Source organism: Photobacterium ganghwense (genome assembly GCF_017329545.1).
In the GTDB taxonomy this organism is placed as follows: Bacteria; Pseudomonadota; Gammaproteobacteria; order Enterobacterales; family Vibrionaceae; genus Photobacterium; species Photobacterium ganghwense.
The window spans coordinates 66,703-83,829 of sequence record NZ_CP071327.1 but is presented as its reverse complement, the minus strand read 5'-3'; the positions used below and the strand labels follow the sequence as shown (position 1 = coordinate 83,829).

Here is a 17,127-nt window from a genome sequence, read left to right as displayed (position 1 = left end):
TACTAGGGCAATACGGAGAGCTAACAATGAAAAAATCACGTTACACGGAAACTCAAATCGTTAAGATTTTGAAAGAAGTAGAAGCTGGCAGACTTGTCAAGGAAGTCTGTCGCGAGTATGGCATCGCGGATGCCACCTATTACAACTGGAAAGCCAAGTACGGTGGTATGGAATCTTCTGATATCAAACGTATGAAAGAGCTTGAAGAAGAAAATCGTCGGCTGAAATCCATGTTCGCTGATCTCAGCCTTGAACATCGTATTCTGAAAGACATCATTGAAAAAAAGCTGTGAAGCCAGCGATCAGGCGAGAGCTTGTCAATTATGCCCGAAAGGAGCATGGGGCAAGCCTTCGCGTAGCCTGTCGCGCCGTTGGCATCAGTGACTCAGTCTATCGGTATCAACCGGATACCCGTAGGGATGATCACGTTATCCTGACGCTGCAGGAAGCCGTTGAACAATACCCCGCTTATGGCTTCAACAAGCTGTTCAAAATCCTGCGTCGTTGGGGACACAACTGGAATCACAAGCGTGTTTATCGGCTATATTGCGAGCTGAGTTTGAACAAACGGCGGCGAGGCAAGAAACGTTTGCCAACACGCTGTCCAGAACCGTTAGCGGTTCCTACAACAGCCAATGACTGTTGGTCTATGGATTTTATGAGCGATAGCCTGCTCTGCGGCCGACGCTTCAGGACATTCAATCTCCTTGATGACTTTAATCGTGAAGCATTAGCGATTGAAATTGACCTCAGCTTACCGGCAAAACGAGTTATTCGTGTATTGGAACGAGTGGTCGCCTGGCGGGGTTACCCCAAAAAACTTCGTATGGACAATGGTCCTGAGTTTATTTCTACCGTACTCGCTGAATGGGCTGAAGCACACCATATCCAGCTTGAATTTATACAGCCCGGAAAACCGACACAGAACTCATATGTTGAGCGCTTCAATCGAACCTACCGCGATGAAATCCTGAACATGTATGTATTCAAATCACTGACCGAAGTAAGAGAATCGAGGGTCAAGCGACCGATAACGCGCCTCGCCATGAAAAGGGAAAGAGAGTCCACAAATGCTCCTACAGCTACCTGTCACTCGGTGGGCCGCACTGTCGACGCGGCATTGCGTTATGAATGTGAAGAGTTCTATCTGAAACCATATTCAATGTCAGCTAGTACGGAGATTATAACGAATCAACCATCAGCATTCTGGGAAGCTATGCGGTTCACAACTACGTGACAGTGGCTCAGACTGGCGATCTCAACCTCTTGGATGTCCTGATTGATTACGGTGGTTATTCTACACGCTACAACAGCGTCCTTGTGAGCCAGGATGTTTATGATCAGTCGAAGATGTAATGTTGAATATTCAAGAAAACCGGCAACTGTGATGTGTCCGATAACACGTTCGGCGGCAACGTCAAGACCAACTGCCCTACCCCTTAGCCTTAGTTACACATGCTTGCAATGAAGGATAGCCCCTGACGGGTGAACCTTGCGCGCTGCATAACATCTAGCGGTCACCAGATCTACCCCTGCCGGATCTGGTCGCTGTCGGTGGCCACCTCAATAGCCCGTTTTCTGGGTTGGACGTTGACCACCAGCACCTCCGGGGCCGTGGTGATTGTAAAAGTAGCAACGACGGTTGTTGGACCGAACTCATTTAGCACCGATGTGTTCACCTCGGTGCCATCACTTCGGTGGGCAGCCTGTCCTATATTGGGATCAGGGCTTTGCCTTCCAGAATTTTGATTTTTCAAATGTCGCATTCTCAGCTATGAGGCCACCAACTCAGCCCAAGGCAACGCAAGAAAAAGGCTCATTGTCATAGAATGGAATTTTTTCATTAGATTTTTGCGTTAACGAGGAAGTGTGGCGGAAAAAACATTTTCAATGATAATTGGAGAAACATAGAGACCCATGGCTACTGCGAAAATGAGGGCTATGGCCAGTATATTTAGCCGACAAACAGCGGCCATTAATCCAATGATACCAAATGATATACTGATGGTTTTTCCTAAGCTACCTTGCATTAAAGGCATGATATACGACCAAATGGGGTCAAAATCCAAAGCCCGTGTGGACGTCGCTGCATTCGCTGAAAAAACAAATATTAGAATTAGGATAGAAAAAAAAGGTTTTTTCATAATTGATAAATGCCCAAATGAAAATTCAAATGGGCATATTCACATAATGAGGTTTAAAGGGTTGAAGCGATACTTAGTTCAAGCCGTTAGTAATTTGAGTCACTACAGGCAGAACTTTTTCAGCAGTTTCCAGGGTCGCACCCATTACTGTTTCGACAATTTTTGGTGAGTTGTATAGACCCATACCGCCACCGATACCAGTTGCGAAAGCCATGATGTTCTGACGAGCGATCCCGCCTACCAGACCAACCAGAATCATCGAACCAGCGACGATACGGCCAAGTGAACCTTGGGTCCAGTCTTTTAGTGTGGTCCACACATCATCAAACTCAGTACCGGCGTTACCAGCCATAGCATCGCGGCTCGCTAACATTAGTAGCGCAAGTACGAACATGAAAGATAGGTTTCTCAGCGTATCTTTGTTTTTGGCTGCGTTTTTAATGTCGTTGACAAGATTTTGCATGTTCTACTGTCTCCAAATTGGCGTTATTACAATGAAAGAGGTTGAGTTAGGCCAGATGTTTTAATGCGTTGTCTAACCATGCATTCATTTAAAAACAGTTGAACCAAAAATAATTTTGTGCATTTGCCTATTTTGGTTCTTTAAGCTTTTTTTTTGATTAACCAAAATTGGCAACTTAAGTAATATCGGGTATTGTTTTTGAACCAAAATTGGAACAATTGGCGTTTGCTTGTTTGATAATTCTATTAGTATTTAACAGTATTGCCTGACCACTTTATTACGTAAGTTGTAAATAAGTGGATATGCAAGGTAGCTAGCCTACAAATAGCATTCCAGTTCAGTTTTTTTATTTATCTTAGGAATTAATGATGAAAAACTTTATTTTTGCTGTTGTGGCTTGTGCCACGCTGACGGGCTGCGCAGTCCAACCACGTGAGTTTGATGAATCACACAGTGTGGCTTGGAACGTAGCTAGAGAAGGTGCTATCTATGATATTCAGGATAGAGAATTATCAGCTGAAGATTTCAATCGAATTAACCGATTCGAGTATGGATACAATACAGCCTACTGGGGATTGGAAATGGCTTCAGGGCCGTTCTTCTCGATGGACTTGTCTAACGCACTACTTGCTGGGCTTGTACTCTCAATGTTTGAACCCGACAAGCCAGCTGCCCGAAACTCTGTACTTTCGTGGATGCCCAAACACATGGCTGCCAACGAGGAACAAGCACGCCAAAAGCTGCTAGAGATTTACAAGAAGTCGATATCTCGTTCGCTTAACGAACTCGGTTTTGAGTACTCTGAGCACACAGTAAACGGTGCACCTAACGCAGTGTATTACCTCTTTTGGTCTGATGATCCGGAGATGAATTGCAAACCACTGAATGCATTACCGGCACTTCAAAAAGGTGATTTTTGTGGTGTTTATTTCGAAGTTAATCGGGTTCAATCCTTCCGAACCAGTCCCATCATTGCCAATCTAAGTGAATTGAATCCATTGGATCCGGTATGGCTTGTTACTGGTAACAGTCAACAAAGTTATTTGTACATATCCAGTGGTGACAAGTCCACCCCTCCAAATGATGTAATTATAAATAAAGTGTCAGAAAACTTACCTGATTGGAATTTCATCTACACAACAGGAAACTTAAAACGTTCTGGGAAAAATGCGAATAACAACAGCATTCCAATGAGTTACCTTTCTCACAAAGGCAAGCCTATGTTTTTCGTAGTGGAGAAGAGTTAAGGTTTATGTACAAGGAAAAAAGCACAACACTGCCAGGTAGTGTTGTGCTTTTTTTTCTTAGTTTTGGTGCTTAGTCGATGAAGAATGCTTTCGGAAGGTGTTTTGCCTGACCCGATTCAACCCGATGTTGTGCATCCTTTCTTTGGGGTTTTGGGGTGGTAAGGTAGACAAACGGGAGTGGAATAATAAAACAGCTCAATGTGACAAGAACTTCGAGCCAAAGTGTAAGTTGCATTTCAGCGGGTAACAGTACATTTTGGGTTATGATCAATATCGTAATACTGATAAAGACTATTACTTTGTACGGACCCTTGAACCAATTTTTTCTCCGGTCTCTGTATTCTCTCAGCATGCCGTCTAATTCAAGGTCTACCTTCTCATCTTCATGCATCAGTGGTTGCCTGTTAGTTTAATTATGGTGTGTAAAACATACCTTAAATTGGGTTGTACCAACGTACTGAACTTAACCAAATTAGGTATGATTTGGGGCAATGTCAGTAATGGTTTCGCTTGCGAAATATTCCATAAAATGACTAACTCATAGCATGACAGACCATCGATTAACCAGCCTAAGTAACCAGTTCGCAGGCTCATACTCGGCCCCCATCATTAACCACCAGCCTTCTCATTTAAATATCGTATGTGGCTATTTTTACCCAATTTCGTCAACCCTATTCAATTCAGTGTCAATTCACTTTGCAATACTACCCGCATGAAATCTAACATCGAACAATGCAGGGCTGAACAATGAGGATGTTGAAACTGATTATCAAAGCGTTAAGCACAAACCGACAGCCGGTTGTTGCATCTGATAACGCTCCGTTGCCGGTAAGCAGAATGGAAGCCAAAGCGGTTAGAGGGATGCATGACGATGAGCCTACGCTTAGCGAACTCTTTTTCACTGATTACAACAAACGATTTTGCTGTGCTGGTACCAGCCGCAATGATATGGCAGTTCTCGTGGCCAACTTTGTGCGTAATTCGTCCGGCAACCAGGTGATCATTACAGATGCCAACTCAAGCACACATGTTAGCAATCTGCCTGAAATGACCACTGTTACCCTCGAATCAATTCGAAAGAACCAATTAAGTTTTTGGCCTGTTATTCAGCTGGCTTTTAACAGTTCGGATCATAGTCTCAAAGAGTTGGCCATCATCACATTGCGACAAACAGTATGCTGGCTTCTTGATGAATATGATCCTTCAAGTGTCCTTTATTCTCGTGAATCATTGGTCTCCATCCTTGAGAGCAACCCTTCCTCTTTCTCTGATGTATTGTCGGCACTCGACATCAATGTGCCAACTGCGAAGGCTGACATCGGCATTGAGTCCCTACTCGGACAGGGCCAGTTCAATTTTGACACCACAGGGCTGCTATTCATCGTCGACGATTTGCCTGCATCATTAACCCACATCTTTATTGCATTGGCATCATTGGCAGGCAGTGTACACCTCCATGACAGTATGGAAACTGGCTTGATGATCATCAATGAGAATGTTCATTACCCGGCACGTGCTAAACGCAGCCTTATCCCGTTCATTGCCAGTGTACTTCTTACTCAGGATTCTGCGGTTGTCATCAGGGATCAGGTTACAGATGGATTGTACGGCGATGACGATGACCCAATTTATTCGATATGCAGTCATTTCCTTGTCTTTAATGGCGGCGTTAATATGTCCGTTCAGTATCTAAGGGATGCATTTTCTGAAGTGTACCCTGTCGAGCCTCATGGTGACCCGGGTTACTTTTATGTGGGTGCTGTTAATTACCAGTCCCATACCTCTGAATTGCTTGAAATTCCGAGAGCTTGTCAATGAAGGTTGTGCGTGAAAAGTCGGTGACGGTCGAAGGCTATGACGTGAACTTAATCGGATTTATTGAACCCGCCTTTTTACGCGCTTTTGTCACAATGCATCATTTACCCAACACACCAAAACTCACAAAAGACTTTCATTTCAAAGGAGATGAACAGTCAATCGCGATATGTGTGAATTCATTCAATTCGGATCGGGCCTTGCGCATAGTTGCATCCTTAGAAGACCAAATTTGGTTCGCGACTAAATTGAACCGAGCTCTGCAGGACCGGTTAGAAGGTAAGACACCATGGAGATTGACTTAGCGCTGGCCAGGCACTGCAGATGAAAGAATCAACGCTCACCTACCGATTATCTGGTTTTTACCCTCTGCAGCCGGTGCAGACATTTTCTATGCATTAGCAGGGTTCAAACGTTTTGAGCAGCCCAGTTTTCAGTTATTTCTGACAGTAACTTTGTGGCGGGATGGTTTGAGCGCCTTGCCGGAAGACAAATGGGTCTATCCATAACGGTGCAGTGAGAATGGCACTTTCGTAGCGGTAAATTCTCGTTATGTATCTAGCCAGCCGCTCCGCAAAGATAAAATTGCAACGCAGCTCCAGGGTGTAGTGAACACGGCAATATTTCACCGACTCAAATTTCATAAGCTTCTTGGCAATTTTGCCTGCTGCGTCCTCAAAAGCGAGATTTGCCCAATTATCAAAGTTAGTGCTGACAGCTTCGAATCCCGCCCCCCCTAGCTTAAGTTGAAAATTAACCACCTGACTCGTTGAAAGTTTGGCTAGTGGGCTTGGCTGACATTGGTAAGTTCGGTAACTGGCTGAGTTAAGGCAAAGCCAATCACCGGCAACGCTGTCATCGTAGTCGTCAATATCGGGGGAGTGAGAATATTGACCATCATCTGGTATCGATGATAAGGAAAGGTCTTGCAAGTACTCATAATCGTTCGAGATGGCCTCATGTGGAACGAAAACATAGCCAGAAATTAGCTATTGACGCCATAGTCGTTTGTTAGCTTAATTGCTCAACACTAGAGATGTTTTTCTCCGGTATTACAACGACTTTATTATATGTTGATTTTTCTTTGGATAAAATTATGAGCTTCCCCGCCCTATACTTTACAATGACACCTTCTAAACATTGCTGATTTGATAGCTTACACACCCGGGCATTAGGTCCACTATTAAAATTCTGATCTGCAAGTTCATTTGCATCATTGATAACTGGTACGATTGCAACAAATAATACTGGAAGTAAACCAAACAAAACATAAGGCATACTTTGTAAGTCGATATAATAATTGACCCAGTTTGCTTTGCTTGTAATGAGGCGCTTAAGTGGTACATAGCCACATCCAATTATTGCACCTAAAATCATAAACACCGTAAGGCCAGAAGCAAAATTGAAAAACAAGTATGATCCACCAATAGACAGATATTCAAGTGCTTTCAGGGTAACAATCAACAACTGTATCGGATTCTTTTAGTTCTGAGAGTTGTCGTTTATGCCCTTCGTGACCCTGTTTAGCTCCTCTCGGATTGCGACCACTAGGGCTTTGAGCTTTTTTCGTTCAGCCCGCTCTTTCGGCCCATCGGAAGATGGGGATTTCGAAGAATTAGCGCTGCTGGCTTTTAGCCTATCTTCATAGTGGCGTAATTGCTCCCATAGCTCGGATATTAACGCATTAGCTTCGTTGATGTCCGATGCAATGGGTGGTGTTGATGAGAATTTGGATTTTTTCTTAGTCATGCAGTCAGCATGAACGCTAGGAATGATCACTCAATAGGCAAAGTGGGATCCAGTGCGAATGGTCACGTTTTTTGTGTCAATACGCTGCTGGTGAACGGTTACTTTTGCTTCATTTAAGATGAACAGTCAACACCTTTCATAAAAATACCCGCCATATTGTCGGGGAATTGAAACACATAAAAAGTTCACAAAGGATATATTTGTCATGAATAGAAAATTTCAAAATATTCATTATTACAATCATGGATAAATTTAATAATGCTTACCACCATTTCCTTTATTCTTTTCTTTATCCTTTGTTTTATTATGACTATGACTCGAATCTTTATCTCCGACAGCAGATTGAGAGTTTTTAGTTGATTCAGAATCATTGTTAATCTGAGAGTTAGACTGAGCATTACCATTACTATCCTGATGGGATTCAGACATAATCATACCTTCAGAACCTTCACTCAATGTCATTTCAATTTGTTGCCAATTTCCAGCAGATATGGTTGTGTTATTTATAAAAATACCTGTTCCTGATCCACCTAAGATAGATGACAACTGTGACTTTGCACTTTCTTGCTTTTTTTTGTTTTCGTACAATACTAGGGACGATTGAGCATTCCTTGCAGGAAAACTATACGGGTGTGGCCCTCGAACTGGGTCAAATTGACCAGCTTGTAACATTAGGGAGTAAACTATTGAAAAAAACATAAGAATCAACTTCACCATGACAGTTCTCCTTAATCAAATGGGAAGGGAGAAACCTCCCTCCCTCATTTGTATATTGTTACTTATTAATTGATACCGTCAACCTTAACATCCAGGTTATTACCTACAGATGTTGCAACAGAGCTAACAAACGGGTCAGCCAATGTTCCCAGGTCAGAGTAACCAGTAACTACCGCAACATCAACTGTGGACAATGAATTCACATTGGCAACTGATGTTTGGGTGTTGTTTGCCACAAGGAATGCATCTTGGCCAGAAGTTGTTGTAAGATCAATTGCCAAGTTGTTTGCTACAGCTGTTGCAGAGCTATCAACTGACGCATTGATTGTACCAATTACTGTCGATGTCGCACTTACGATTCCAGGTAATGTGATATCTGCCAGAGTACCAGTTAAACCAGTAGCGAGGGTTGCATCAACTCCACCAAAGGTTTGAGAAGAGTCCACATCTGTTTTAACATCAGACTCGATACTGGCATTATTTCCAACCGCTGTCGCTGTGCTTTCAATTTTTGCCAGGTCGTCGAGAGAGTAAGAAAGAAGTGGATCAAGTGAGATATTTTCAACACCAGTCACTGAACTGATTGATGTCACTGTTCCTAACATCAATTGTTCATTTTCGACCATTGTTAAACCAGTAGGAATAAGGTCCGTATTAGCTGTAACAGTTTGTGTAACTGATGTATCAACATTTGCATTCCACTCCCAGTATACGCTATCAAATGCATGAGCACTGAAGCTAGTAACACCAGAGAAAGTAATCAATACCGCCAATTTTTTAATATTTAAGTTTTTCATGCTAATTCCTTAGTAGATTGATTAATTACTTTACATTTTTCATTTGATTCAGGTGATGGAAATTTTAGCCCTTCAACTAGCATGTTATATATAGCCATTTCGATTACTGACCGAACACCAAGTTGAAGAGGTTCATTCTTCACTTTACCTGCATCAAACTCTACAAGTTGACTTCCAAAAAATCGATATACGCCTGCTTCCACTTCAAAACCTATGACCTGTTTTTGTAAGCTGCTAACATATATGGTTCTAAGAGTTCTGACATCAACTAAACGTAAATCAATACCAACATTTATCACTGCTCTTCTAACTCCACCTCCTATTAATCCAACAAATAATCTAGCGCCATCTGACATAATATTATAATTCAGTTCTGTTAACGCACCCAGTACAACGAAGTTTGCAGGTATTGCAGTAAATTTTCTTGGTTTTAAAGCTAGAGCACCACTTTCAAACAATTGTTGCTCTGCAATTGGAACCCGAATATCAAGCCGTTCCGTTAATATAACCTTTTTCGTTTTGTACAGTGCACTAATAATCATCTCAGATACCCCTTGAGTTAGTGCTGTACTATCGTTAAAGGTTGAATAAGACAATTGACCTGTTTTATCAGCCACTTGGCCTACTGTAAAAACAGGCAATCTATCTGCTTCCACCTCAGATAAATTAGATAAACATTGAGAGTAGGGTGTTTCATTCGTAAGAACTGGGCTTCCAAAGTAAGGAACTATAGCTTCACCTTCATAACTCATGTTATTTGAGCACCCCATCAATATAGAGCAAGTTATAACCAGACCTAACAATACCCGCATTCAACCCTCCCTACAATTCGTCAATACAATAAATTTATAATCTTTATTATAAGCATAAAATTTAAAGTTAAATTTTTTTTGTAATTATTTTTCATAACCAAAAACCATGCCAAAAAACAAAATATTACAACCCGTGCTTTACGCCATAACCCATTCGGTTTGCTCTTATATTTGGACGCATTTTACGATGCATTTTGGGATTTATTATTTCTCAAAAATGACACATGTAAAATTTATTTTTCACTCTACCATCCACCAAAACATTAATATAGAGTTGAGTTTTATCAATGAATCGCCTACCTGAAATAAACTTATTTTCATCTCTTCTTCCATAGTTAATAATGTGCAAAATGGCTTTCGTTGGTTCAAGTAACACGACCATCTTTTCAAGCTGGTCAACTGCATTGTGCCCTGCTCCGGTTGGTACGAATGGCGTGATGAAGGTGGTGCGAGAAGCCACCATCCAGAAGGACGGCCACTCTACATGGCGGGGATTTGGTTTGAAAGTGAACAGCCGTTACTTGTCACGCTGACCACGAAAGCGAATGAGGTTTGCACTCCTTATCATCATCGCATGCCTGTAGTGATAAGTAAGGTGCACATTTCTGATTGGTTTCGAACTGGTAACCTCCCTATAAACAAACAAATAAGCCTCGCAATTGCGAGGCAATAATAACTAAACCTGCACCAACCTTCTCAACTCCCGTTCCTTCAAGTCGGCAAGAATGGCAATACCTTCTAGAGCCTGGTACTCGTTGGTGTTAGGTTCAAGGTCGTTGAGCACGGAGATGATCAGCGCTGAGATTCCCCGGAAGGCCAAAGCTGCATCTTCCAGATCAGCCCAATCAGGGTTATTGGAAACTGCGTGCAGTATCATTGCCTGATCCTTTTTCAATATTCTCTAAGCCATAAGTCAAGGCCAGTTCCAACCCATCTTTAAACACTGAGGTTATAGCTCGTTCACCATCAAGAAAGCGTTGATAAAAACCATACATGTCATATAACTGTTGATTCGATGCACCGCACTCCAGAAAGAGGGTTGCTTCAATATGGTTTTGGAAAAATACTTCTAAAACACAGGGAGTAATTTCTATTTTTGCACCCCCGACCATAAGGTGATTGCTTCAATACTCTTCAATAAGTTGATTGAAAAAGTACAGTGCTGCATTGCTTCGAGAAGATTCGAGCAGCAAGAACCCTAACTCACGTTGCTCTTGATGGCTAAGTTCTCTTGTAGGATCTGCAGCTTCAAATTTTTCCTTCAGTAGTTTCAGGCGATTGGGAAGCTCCTGACGAAATAAAGATTGATTAGCCATTCAATCGTCCCTCCTTCAACTTAGTTTGAAGCTTCAGCAATCCTTTTCCTGTTACTAAGGGTGTGATGGAATTTTTCAACCCCTGCGTGGGATGCTCAAACTGACTAATCTTCACGTCCATGTATCCACTTTCAATGATGGCCTGATATGGTTCATTATGACGAGTAAGCCATTTCAACTGCCGCAGAAAAGCAAACAACCGGGTACGTCCAGTACCACAAAGCTTAGCAGCTTCACCCACTGTAATTGCATCTGGAGCTATTGATACTTGCTCGGCAAAATCAACTTTTGGCTGAACAAGTTGAAGTTGACGCTCTTTCTCAGCCAACTGTCTATCCATATCCTCAATCACCATCCGAGTTTCGGGTGAAAGTCGGCTGTACCAAGACGGCATAGCAGAAACCTGCAACTTCCCGGTACGATAGTCAATGAATGTTTGGTTTACCTGCAACTGGAAAGCCGGGCTAATCCAGCCTGCATATGAAACTGCGATCAATTCGTGGGCAAAGGTACCCGGATTAATACCACCCTTAACTGACTTGATTACATTTTGACCTAAGCCAGAATTCTGGCTTAGCTCTAAAATCAGTTCTTGAGCGGATTTAGTCGCGAGCCAAATTGAAGGGCGCTTTGTGCTACCTTCTCCACTTGCCTTGTGTAAAGCATTCAGATTGAAACGCCCTTCTTCATCTGAGGTAATTTCCTCACCTGCAACCACAGGTGCTTGGTGATTATATCCACTGTGTGCTAAATTCATGACTGTATATCTCCATTCTTTGCGGTTTGTAGGTATCTGCCCCGGTGCTGCAACACTGGGGTTTTTCATTTCTGATTCTATTCATTTCTTCTAGCGCCTTTAGATCTGTTCATCCGCTCTTCGAGCACCTTCACTAACTCTTTGTTTAACGAACGTAACCGTTCACCAGCAGCGTATTGACACAAAAAACGTGACCATTCGCACTGGATCCCACTTTGCCTATTGAGTGATCATTCCTAGCGTTCATGCTGACTGCATGACTAAGAAAAAATCCAAATTCTCATCAACACCACCCATTGCATCGGACATCAACGAAGCTAATGCGTTAATATCCGAGCTATGGGAGCAATTACGCCACTATGAAGATAGGCTAAAAGCCAGCAGCGCTAATTCTTCGAAATCCCCATCTTCCGATGGGCCGAAAGAGCGGGCTGAACGAAAAAAGCTCAAAGCCCTAGTGGTCGCAATCCGAGAGGAGCTAAACAGGGTCACGAAGGGCATAAACGACAACTCTCAGAACTAAAAGAATCCGATACAGTTGTTGATTGTTACCCTGAAAGCACATGCTCTTGCTGTGGTGACACCGACCTCGAAATGAGTGACAAGCCGTTTTATCGCCATCAAGTTCATGAAATCCCACCGCCACGCATAGATATTACCGAATATCGGCTCTACTCGGGCAAATGCTCGCAGTGTGGAGAGGCAGTAAAAGCACAAAAGCCAAGCGACACTCCTCAAGGGGTTATGGGACCCAACCTAATGAGTCATATCGCTATACTGGCTGGTCAATATCACCTTAGTGTTCGAAAAATACGCTCATTACTGCAAGAGCAGTTTGGTACGACCTTCTCAGTGGGTGCCATAAGTGAAGCGCAAAGCCGTATTGCTTCCATGCTGACGCCACTTCATCAAGCTATCAAAACCAGCATACAATCTGCGCCTCTAGTGCATGTTGATGAAACGTCACACTCGAGAAATGACGAAGAGCGCCTACGTTGGTGCTGGTTAGTTTCGAGTGATGACTTAGTGTATGAGAAAATCCTCTACTCTCGTTCAACGCACTCAGCAAAAACGGTTCTCGACTCAGACTACAGTGGAATCGTGGTTAGTGATCAATATAGCGGTTACAACTGGCTTTCATCAGACCGACATCAGCTGTGCTGGTCGCATGTTATTCGAAATCTACAACAAATTGCCGATTATGCAGGTAGAGGTCATACTGCAAATATTGGTCAACGACTGGTACTTCTAAGCAAATTAGTTTTTCGTACTCGTCACCGTTGGGAGTCTGACCATATTGATGAAGCACTCTACCTCGACCGACTGAATCGCATACGATGTCGCTTTAATCATTGGCTGGATAAGGGCGCAAGCCAAATCCCAATTCAGCGTTATCAAGGGCGATGTCGAAAACTCAAAGAGCACAGCGAAAGCTTATGGCTGTTCTTAACCAACCCCAAAATACCTCTTACTAATAACGAAGCAGAACGACGATTACGCGGGTTCGTTATTCAAAGAAAAATCAGCTACGGTACAACCTCAGATGCAGGCGATAAGTTCCGAGATAGGTTGCACTCGCTCATAGAAACCTGCAAGAAGAGGCAGATATCTTCGCTCGAGACTCTAACTCGTATTGTAACTGCTGTGATCTCACAGCAACCGTACCCCAATGTCTTCGGCCTCAACGAAACCAGTTTTTACGCAAACGCTTAGTCAATAACTTGCTGGTGAACGCTTACAGTATAAAGACTATGAAGGCACCTTAAATATTACACTTTGGGTTTCATTGCCTTAACAAAAAGGCTCAGACAAATATGTCTGAGCCTTTTGCTTTACAATTCCTAACGTTAAAGAGTTTTAACTAGCGCAGTCAACCCGAATGCGTAATTTTACTACTCGGCGGTTTATTTATTTAGATTTCAAAATCTTCGAGCTTATTTCCGTTATCAATTAACGCTTTAAGGGCACTAGGTGTTCTACCTTGGCCTGTCCATGTTTTTTCTTCGCCGTTTTCATCAGTGAAGCGATATTTTGCTGGTCGAGGGGCGCGGGCTTTAGGACGGTTTCCAGCCGCTTTTAAAAGTTCTTCAGGGTCAATGCCATCTTTAAGAAGAAGCTCACGATAGTGAGCGAGCTTGGCATTTTTTTCTTCTTCTTTCTGACGTTGTTCTGATTCGTCAGATTCACGTTCTTGTACGACTTGAGTTAGCTTTTCTAAAGCTTCTTTCAATTGCTCAAGGGTGTACTCTCTTGCTAATGCTCTAAGAGAGCGCAAATTGGTAAGTGATTTAATAATATCTAACATAGTAACCTTTTACGTTATTTATGGTGAGAGTCAACAATCTTAATAGTATAAACAAAATTCTAGTAAGTCTATAATGAAGAATCCTATTCATGATTAATTGACATGAATCATTAATGAAATACCGAGTATCTTTTTTTCACTACCTTCATTACATACAAAGGGCTGGCTGTCTCCTTTGTTCAAATGCCGCTAGCATTTAAATTGACCTCTCTTGATGACGGACAGAGCCATTATCACCGCTTTGCAATCTGGTCATCAATGTGCATATACTATTATCATGGTAGCTGGCCCAAAACAGCAATTCGCATCATATCTGATTCAAGTCCAGAGCAGATAGCCATTGTCAAATGGCTATCTGCTTTGTTTATCAAAGCACCCGTCAGCTGAGCACATTCAGCATTTTTAACGCAAATAACCCCGCGGGGCTATTTGTGCTTATATTGGAGAAAAATGATGCTAATTCAAACTATTGAACCAGATGTTAGAAACAATCTTTTGCAAGCACGTTCTGTTATCGAGCAATATGTCGATGCAGAGGTTCTTAACAATTATCAGCTTCGTAAACCCGATGCTAATAAAGACGTGAAATACGTTGTTCCAATCAGTGGAGGTTCAGATAGCTCTTGTCTGGCTTTGGTCTTGAGGGTTCTATTTCCTGACATCCCCTTCATTTACATATTTGCAGATACTTTAGCAGATGGTAAGGAAGTCTATGCTAACTTGGCCACCCTGGAGAGCTACCTTGGGATAGAAATACACCGCACGCAAGCACCACTAGGTTTGTTCCAATATATAGACAAACATAACGGTTACCTCCCAAGTCAGAGAAATCGTTACTGTACGCCATATTTGAAGATCAAACCGATTAAAGATTGGTTTAATAAATCGTTCGACCTAACGACTACAGTTGTCTATCAACACGTTGGTATTCGACATGACGAAGACCGGTGGGGAGATCTAGGTCAAACAGATTCAATTCAACAAGTCCTACCGTACGTTGATATGAAAATTGGCCGGGAAGCTGTATACGGAATTTTATCGCAGACGATAGGTATTAGCAGTAGCTACCGGTGGAATTCAAGGTCAAGTTGTTTTTGTTGCTTCTTTAAAAGACGTAGCGAGAAAATTGGCTTGCTTATACACTCACCAGAAGAATTTAATCAAGCCGCGAGCTATGAAAAGCTTACTGATGATGCCCAGGCTCAACTTGAATTTACTCATATTCGAGATTCAATTGAAAAAGTTTCACTGAAACATCATCACTATTTCGTACCAAAAGCTGTTGATGTACGGTCGGCACATTTGCGACATTCAATGCCTCTTAAGCCTGTTCGTCACAAGAAGGACCGACATACACTTGATTTGTTTGATGATGTGATTACCGAAGGAGAAGAGGTTGAAGAAATTTATGCAGCTGTGTCATTTTTTGTCCATCCCCTGCTAAATTTATTTGGTAAGGTTGATGGTACAGGGGTTTGGTGGCAGGAATTGGCTTGTTATTCACCGACGCTCCAAGGGCTGAAGCAATCGTTACTGTATTATTTCGAGCATAAGCTTGGCACATCTGAACTTTACGGCATATCGAAAAGTGAGTTGAAAGAACGCTTGAAAATTGGCCTCTTTCAAATAAAGTTGCCAGTTGGCTCAACCATGATGAAAGCCCTCAAGGATGGATCGTACTGCTGGTCGAGTGACCTGCCCCCCGCTTTCTAATCCAGCCAAAACTTAGTAATGTTCATCTTATAAGAAGGAAGGTGAATATGAAGAAGCGATTCAACGAACAGCAGATCATTGCCATTATCAAGGAAGCAGAAGCGGGATTGCCCGTTAAAGAATTATGCCGCAAGCACAACATTTCCGATGCCACATTCTACCTCTGGCGTAAAAAGTACGCGGGTATGGATGTTTCCGATACCCGTCGCTTGAAAGCATTGGAAGATGAGAATGCCAAGCTCAAGAAGCTATTGGCGGAATCCATGCTTGATGTTGATGCTTTGAAAGCGGCTCTTAACCAAAAGTATTGACCGTCGGAGACAAGCGCAAGGCTGTGCATGTAATGCAGGAAGTCACCACGATTTCGGAACGCAAAGCCTGTCTGCTCGTCGGTATAAATCGCGCATCAATGAGATACAAACCTCAAGCTAAAAAGAGTGATGTGGAGTTATTGGCTCGCATACAAGAACTGGCACTCGAGAGAAAACGGTTCGGATATCGCCGTATTCACCGTCTTCTCCGACGGGAAGGGACAGAGGTTAACCATAAGCGCGTTTATCGGCTTTACCGAGAGGCTGGACTGGCCGTTCGCAAACGGAAGCGAAGGAAATCATTATGTGTCGGGCGAGAGCAACTGTTACTTCCCTCACAGTCCAACCATACCTGGTCAATGGACTTCGTCATGGATGCACTCAGTTCTGGCCGTAGGATAAAGTGCCTCACTATCGTTGACGACTTCACGAAGGAGTGCCTGGATATTACTGTTGCATCAGGAATTTCTGGGGATGAAGTGGTTGCCATACTTGAGGCTATTGCAGCTTTCCGAGGTTATCCTGAGGCTGTTCGAACAGATCAGGGGCCTGAGTTTACGGGTAAAGCTCTCGACCAGTGGGCTTATGATCATGGTGTCATTCTGAAGCTGATACAGGCTGGTCAGCCAACCCAGAATGCTTATATTGAAAGCTTTAACGGCAAGTTCAGAGACGAGTGCTTAAACGAGCACCTGTTCAGAGACTTGAGCCATGCTCGTAAACTGATCAGTGACTGGCGCATTGACTACAATGAAAATCGTCCCCACTCATCAATTGGATACCTAACCCCCTCTGAATTTGCAGTACTAACACGTTCAGGGCTAAACAGTAACGTAACTGACATTACTAAAGAAATGTTGGATTAGTTATTGGGGGCAGGTCACGAGTAGTGAAAGTTACCGGCAAGTAGAACACCATACAAAGTTAGTTTCGGCAGTTTTGCATGTTGCTGCTTTAGAGCAAGAGGTCGAGGAACTTCGT

General features: G+C 42.8%; 20 protein-coding genes and 2 pseudogenes. 8 read left to right on the top strand and 14 right to left on the bottom strand.

Annotated features, from left to right (window positions below):
* Positions 1-26: 26 nt before the first annotated feature.
* A pseudogene (locus tag FH974_RS25600) lies at positions 27-1,012 on the top strand (IS3 family transposase); the annotation flags it as partial.
* Positions 1,013-1,856: 844 nt separating this feature from the next.
* Here the strand turns inward: FH974_RS25600 and traA (FH974_RS25595) are convergent.
* Together traA (FH974_RS25595) and traA (FH974_RS25590) are read right to left on the bottom strand one after the other, a co-directional pair.
* The gene (gene traA, locus FH974_RS25595) at positions 1,857-2,144 is read right to left on the bottom strand and encodes a TraA family conjugative transfer protein (protein ID WP_207104433.1); all 288 of its coding nucleotides are present in this window, start codon (positions 2,142-2,144) and stop codon (positions 1,857-1,859) included.
* Positions 2,145-2,217: 73 nt separating this feature from the next.
* The gene (gene traA, locus FH974_RS25590) at positions 2,218-2,607 is read right to left on the bottom strand and encodes a TraA family conjugative transfer protein (RefSeq protein WP_207104432.1); all 390 of its coding nucleotides are present in this window, start codon (positions 2,605-2,607) and stop codon (positions 2,218-2,220) included.
* A gap of 368 nt (positions 2,608-2,975) precedes the next feature.
* On the opposite strand from traA (FH974_RS25590), the gene FH974_RS25585 reads away from it, so the two are divergent.
* Positions 2,976-3,854 carry a hypothetical protein gene (locus tag FH974_RS25585; protein ID WP_207104431.1) on the top strand — a complete coding sequence of 293 codons (879 nt, stop codon included), beginning with the start codon at positions 2,976-2,978 and terminating at the stop codon, positions 3,852-3,854.
* Positions 3,855-4,607: 753 nt separating this feature from the next.
* A complete protein-coding gene (locus FH974_RS25580; RefSeq protein ID WP_207104430.1) occupies positions 4,608-5,672 on the top strand; it encodes a hypothetical protein in 1,065 nt (354 codons plus the stop codon).
* Between the two features lie 434 nt (positions 5,673-6,106).
* Here the strand turns inward: FH974_RS25580 and FH974_RS25575 are convergent, their stop codons facing one another.
* The 7 genes from FH974_RS25575 to FH974_RS25545 all read right to left on the bottom strand — a co-directional run bounded on the left by FH974_RS25575 (position 6,107) and on the right by FH974_RS25545 (position 10,207).
* Entirely contained in the window at positions 6,107-6,601 is a 495-nt protein-coding gene (locus FH974_RS25575; RefSeq protein ID WP_207104429.1) for a hypothetical protein, read from the bottom strand.
* 79 nt (positions 6,602-6,680) lie between these two features.
* Complete coding sequence (locus tag FH974_RS25570) at positions 6,681-7,136, bottom strand: hypothetical protein (protein ID WP_207104428.1); 456 nt, start codon at positions 7,134-7,136, stop codon at positions 6,681-6,683.
* 15 nt (positions 7,137-7,151) lie between these two features.
* Positions 7,152-7,418, bottom strand: coding sequence for a DUF6444 domain-containing protein (locus FH974_RS25565; RefSeq protein WP_422894373.1), 267 nt, complete (start codon positions 7,416-7,418; stop codon positions 7,152-7,154).
* Positions 7,419-7,670: 252 nt separating this feature from the next.
* Positions 7,671-8,135 (bottom strand): hypothetical protein, encoded by a 465-nt coding sequence (locus FH974_RS25560; protein WP_207104427.1) that lies wholly within the window; start codon positions 8,133-8,135, stop codon positions 7,671-7,673.
* Between the two features lie 65 nt (positions 8,136-8,200).
* Entirely contained in the window at positions 8,201-8,932 is a 732-nt protein-coding gene (locus FH974_RS25555; RefSeq protein WP_207104426.1) for a hypothetical protein, read from the bottom strand.
* Positions 8,929-9,684, bottom strand: coding sequence for a CsgG/HfaB family protein (locus FH974_RS25550; RefSeq protein WP_242551996.1), 756 nt, complete (start codon positions 9,682-9,684; stop codon positions 8,929-8,931). The genes FH974_RS25555 and FH974_RS25550 overlap by 4 nt, the downstream gene beginning before the upstream one ends.
* Positions 9,685-9,955: 271 nt before the next feature.
* Positions 9,956-10,207 carry a hypothetical protein gene (locus FH974_RS25545; RefSeq protein ID WP_207104446.1) on the bottom strand — a complete coding sequence of 84 codons (252 nt, stop codon included), beginning with the start codon at positions 10,205-10,207 and terminating at the stop codon, positions 9,956-9,958.
* Between FH974_RS25545 and FH974_RS26505 the strand changes: the two genes are divergently transcribed.
* Positions 10,151-10,417 (top strand): SOS response-associated peptidase family protein, encoded by a 267-nt coding sequence (locus tag FH974_RS26505; protein WP_207104424.1) that lies wholly within the window; start codon positions 10,151-10,153, stop codon positions 10,415-10,417. The genes FH974_RS25545 and FH974_RS26505 overlap by 57 nt on opposite strands.
* Positions 10,418-10,420: 3 nt before the next feature.
* Here the strand turns inward: FH974_RS26505 and FH974_RS25535 are convergent, their stop codons facing one another.
* From FH974_RS25535 to FH974_RS26305, 4 genes are read right to left on the bottom strand one after another with little or no spacing between them, the layout of a single operon-like run.
* Positions 10,421-10,621: a hypothetical protein gene (locus FH974_RS25535; RefSeq protein WP_207104423.1), complete on the bottom strand. Its 201-nt coding sequence runs from the start codon at positions 10,619-10,621 to the stop codon at positions 10,421-10,423.
* Positions 10,596-10,856 carry a hypothetical protein gene (locus FH974_RS25530; RefSeq protein ID WP_207104422.1) on the bottom strand — a complete coding sequence of 87 codons (261 nt, stop codon included), beginning with the start codon at positions 10,854-10,856 and terminating at the stop codon, positions 10,596-10,598. Before FH974_RS25530 ends, FH974_RS25535 begins: the two co-directional genes overlap by 26 nt.
* A 12-nt stretch (positions 10,857-10,868) precedes the next feature.
* Positions 10,869-11,060 carry a hypothetical protein gene (locus tag FH974_RS25525; protein WP_207104421.1) on the bottom strand — a complete coding sequence of 64 codons (192 nt, stop codon included), beginning with the start codon at positions 11,058-11,060 and terminating at the stop codon, positions 10,869-10,871.
* Positions 11,053-11,886, bottom strand: a complete 834-nt coding sequence (locus tag FH974_RS26305; protein ID WP_242551995.1) for a phage antirepressor KilAC domain-containing protein — start codon at positions 11,884-11,886, stop codon at positions 11,053-11,055. The genes FH974_RS25525 and FH974_RS26305 overlap by 8 nt, the downstream gene beginning before the upstream one ends.
* Before the next feature lie 187 nt (positions 11,887-12,073).
* On the opposite strand from FH974_RS26305, the gene FH974_RS26500 reads away from it, so the two are divergent.
* Complete coding sequence (locus FH974_RS26500) at positions 12,074-12,340, top strand: DUF6444 domain-containing protein (RefSeq protein ID WP_422894373.1); 267 nt, start codon at positions 12,074-12,076, stop codon at positions 12,338-12,340.
* A gap of 20 nt (positions 12,341-12,360) precedes the next feature.
* Positions 12,361-13,530 (top strand): annotated as a pseudogene (gene tnpC / locus FH974_RS25510) (IS66 family transposase); the annotation flags it as partial.
* Between the two features lie 199 nt (positions 13,531-13,729).
* Here the strand turns inward: tnpC and FH974_RS25505 are convergent.
* Positions 13,730-14,122 carry an H-NS family histone-like protein gene (locus FH974_RS25505; protein WP_207104420.1) on the bottom strand — a complete coding sequence of 131 codons (393 nt, stop codon included), beginning with the start codon at positions 14,120-14,122 and terminating at the stop codon, positions 13,730-13,732.
* A gap of 450 nt (positions 14,123-14,572) precedes the next feature.
* Here FH974_RS25505 and FH974_RS25500 point away from each other — a divergent pair, with 450 nt between their 5' ends.
* Together FH974_RS25500 and FH974_RS25495 are read left to right on the top strand one after the other, a co-directional pair.
* The gene (locus FH974_RS25500; protein ID WP_207104419.1) at positions 14,573-15,835 is read left to right on the top strand and encodes a phosphoadenosine phosphosulfate reductase domain-containing protein; all 1,263 of its coding nucleotides are present in this window, start codon (positions 14,573-14,575) and stop codon (positions 15,833-15,835) included.
* Positions 15,836-15,882: 47 nt separating this feature from the next.
* A protein-coding gene (locus tag FH974_RS25495; protein ID WP_242551828.1) for an IS3 family transposase occupies positions 15,883-17,012 on the top strand; the annotation gives its coding sequence in 2 pieces (ribosomal slippage) (positions 15,883-16,135 and positions 16,135-17,012; 1,131 coding nt in all).
* Positions 17,013-17,127: the final 115 nt, after the last annotated feature.

Coding starts and splice junctions, on each gene's coding strand:
- FH974_RS25535 (WP_207104423.1), bottom strand. CDS start 10,621: ATGATACTGCACGCAGTTTCCAATAACCCTGATTGGGCTGATCTGGAA.
- FH974_RS25585 (WP_207104431.1), top strand. CDS start 2,976: ATGAAAAACTTTATTTTTGCTGTTGTGGCTTGTGCCACGCTGACGGGC.
- FH974_RS25580 (WP_207104430.1), top strand. CDS start 4,608: ATGTTGAAACTGATTATCAAAGCGTTAAGCACAAACCGACAGCCGGTT.
- FH974_RS25530 (WP_207104422.1), bottom strand. CDS start 10,856: ATGGTCGGGGGTGCAAAAATAGAAATTACTCCCTGTGTTTTAGAAGTA.
- FH974_RS25525 (WP_207104421.1), bottom strand. CDS start 11,060: ATGGCTAATCAATCTTTATTTCGTCAGGAGCTTCCCAATCGCCTGAAA.
- FH974_RS25550 (WP_242551996.1), bottom strand. CDS start 9,684: ATGAGTTATGAAGGTGAAGCTATAGTTCCTTACTTTGGAAGCCCAGTT.
- FH974_RS25565 (WP_422894373.1), bottom strand. CDS start 7,418: ATGACTAAGAAAAAATCCAAATTCTCATCAACACCACCCATTGCATCG.
- FH974_RS26500 (WP_422894373.1), top strand. CDS start 12,074: ATGACTAAGAAAAAATCCAAATTCTCATCAACACCACCCATTGCATCG.
- FH974_RS25555 (WP_207104426.1), bottom strand. CDS start 8,932: ATGAAAAACTTAAATATTAAAAAATTGGCGGTATTGATTACTTTCTCT.
- FH974_RS25505 (WP_207104420.1), bottom strand. CDS start 14,122: ATGTTAGATATTATTAAATCACTTACCAATTTGCGCTCTCTTAGAGCA.
- FH974_RS26305 (WP_242551995.1), bottom strand. CDS start 11,886: ATGAAAAACCCCAGTGTTGCAGCACCGGGGCAGATACCTACAAACCGC.
- traA (WP_207104432.1), bottom strand. CDS start 2,607: ATGCAAAATCTTGTCAACGACATTAAAAACGCAGCCAAAAACAAAGAT.
- FH974_RS25560 (WP_207104427.1), bottom strand. CDS start 8,135: ATGGTGAAGTTGATTCTTATGTTTTTTTCAATAGTTTACTCCCTAATG.
- FH974_RS25500 (WP_207104419.1), top strand. CDS start 14,573: ATGATGCTAATTCAAACTATTGAACCAGATGTTAGAAACAATCTTTTG.
- traA (WP_207104433.1), bottom strand. CDS start 2,144: ATGAAAAAACCTTTTTTTTCTATCCTAATTCTAATATTTGTTTTTTCA.
- FH974_RS25545 (WP_207104446.1), bottom strand. CDS start 10,207: ATGGTGGCTTCTCGCACCACCTTCATCACGCCATTCGTACCAACCGGA.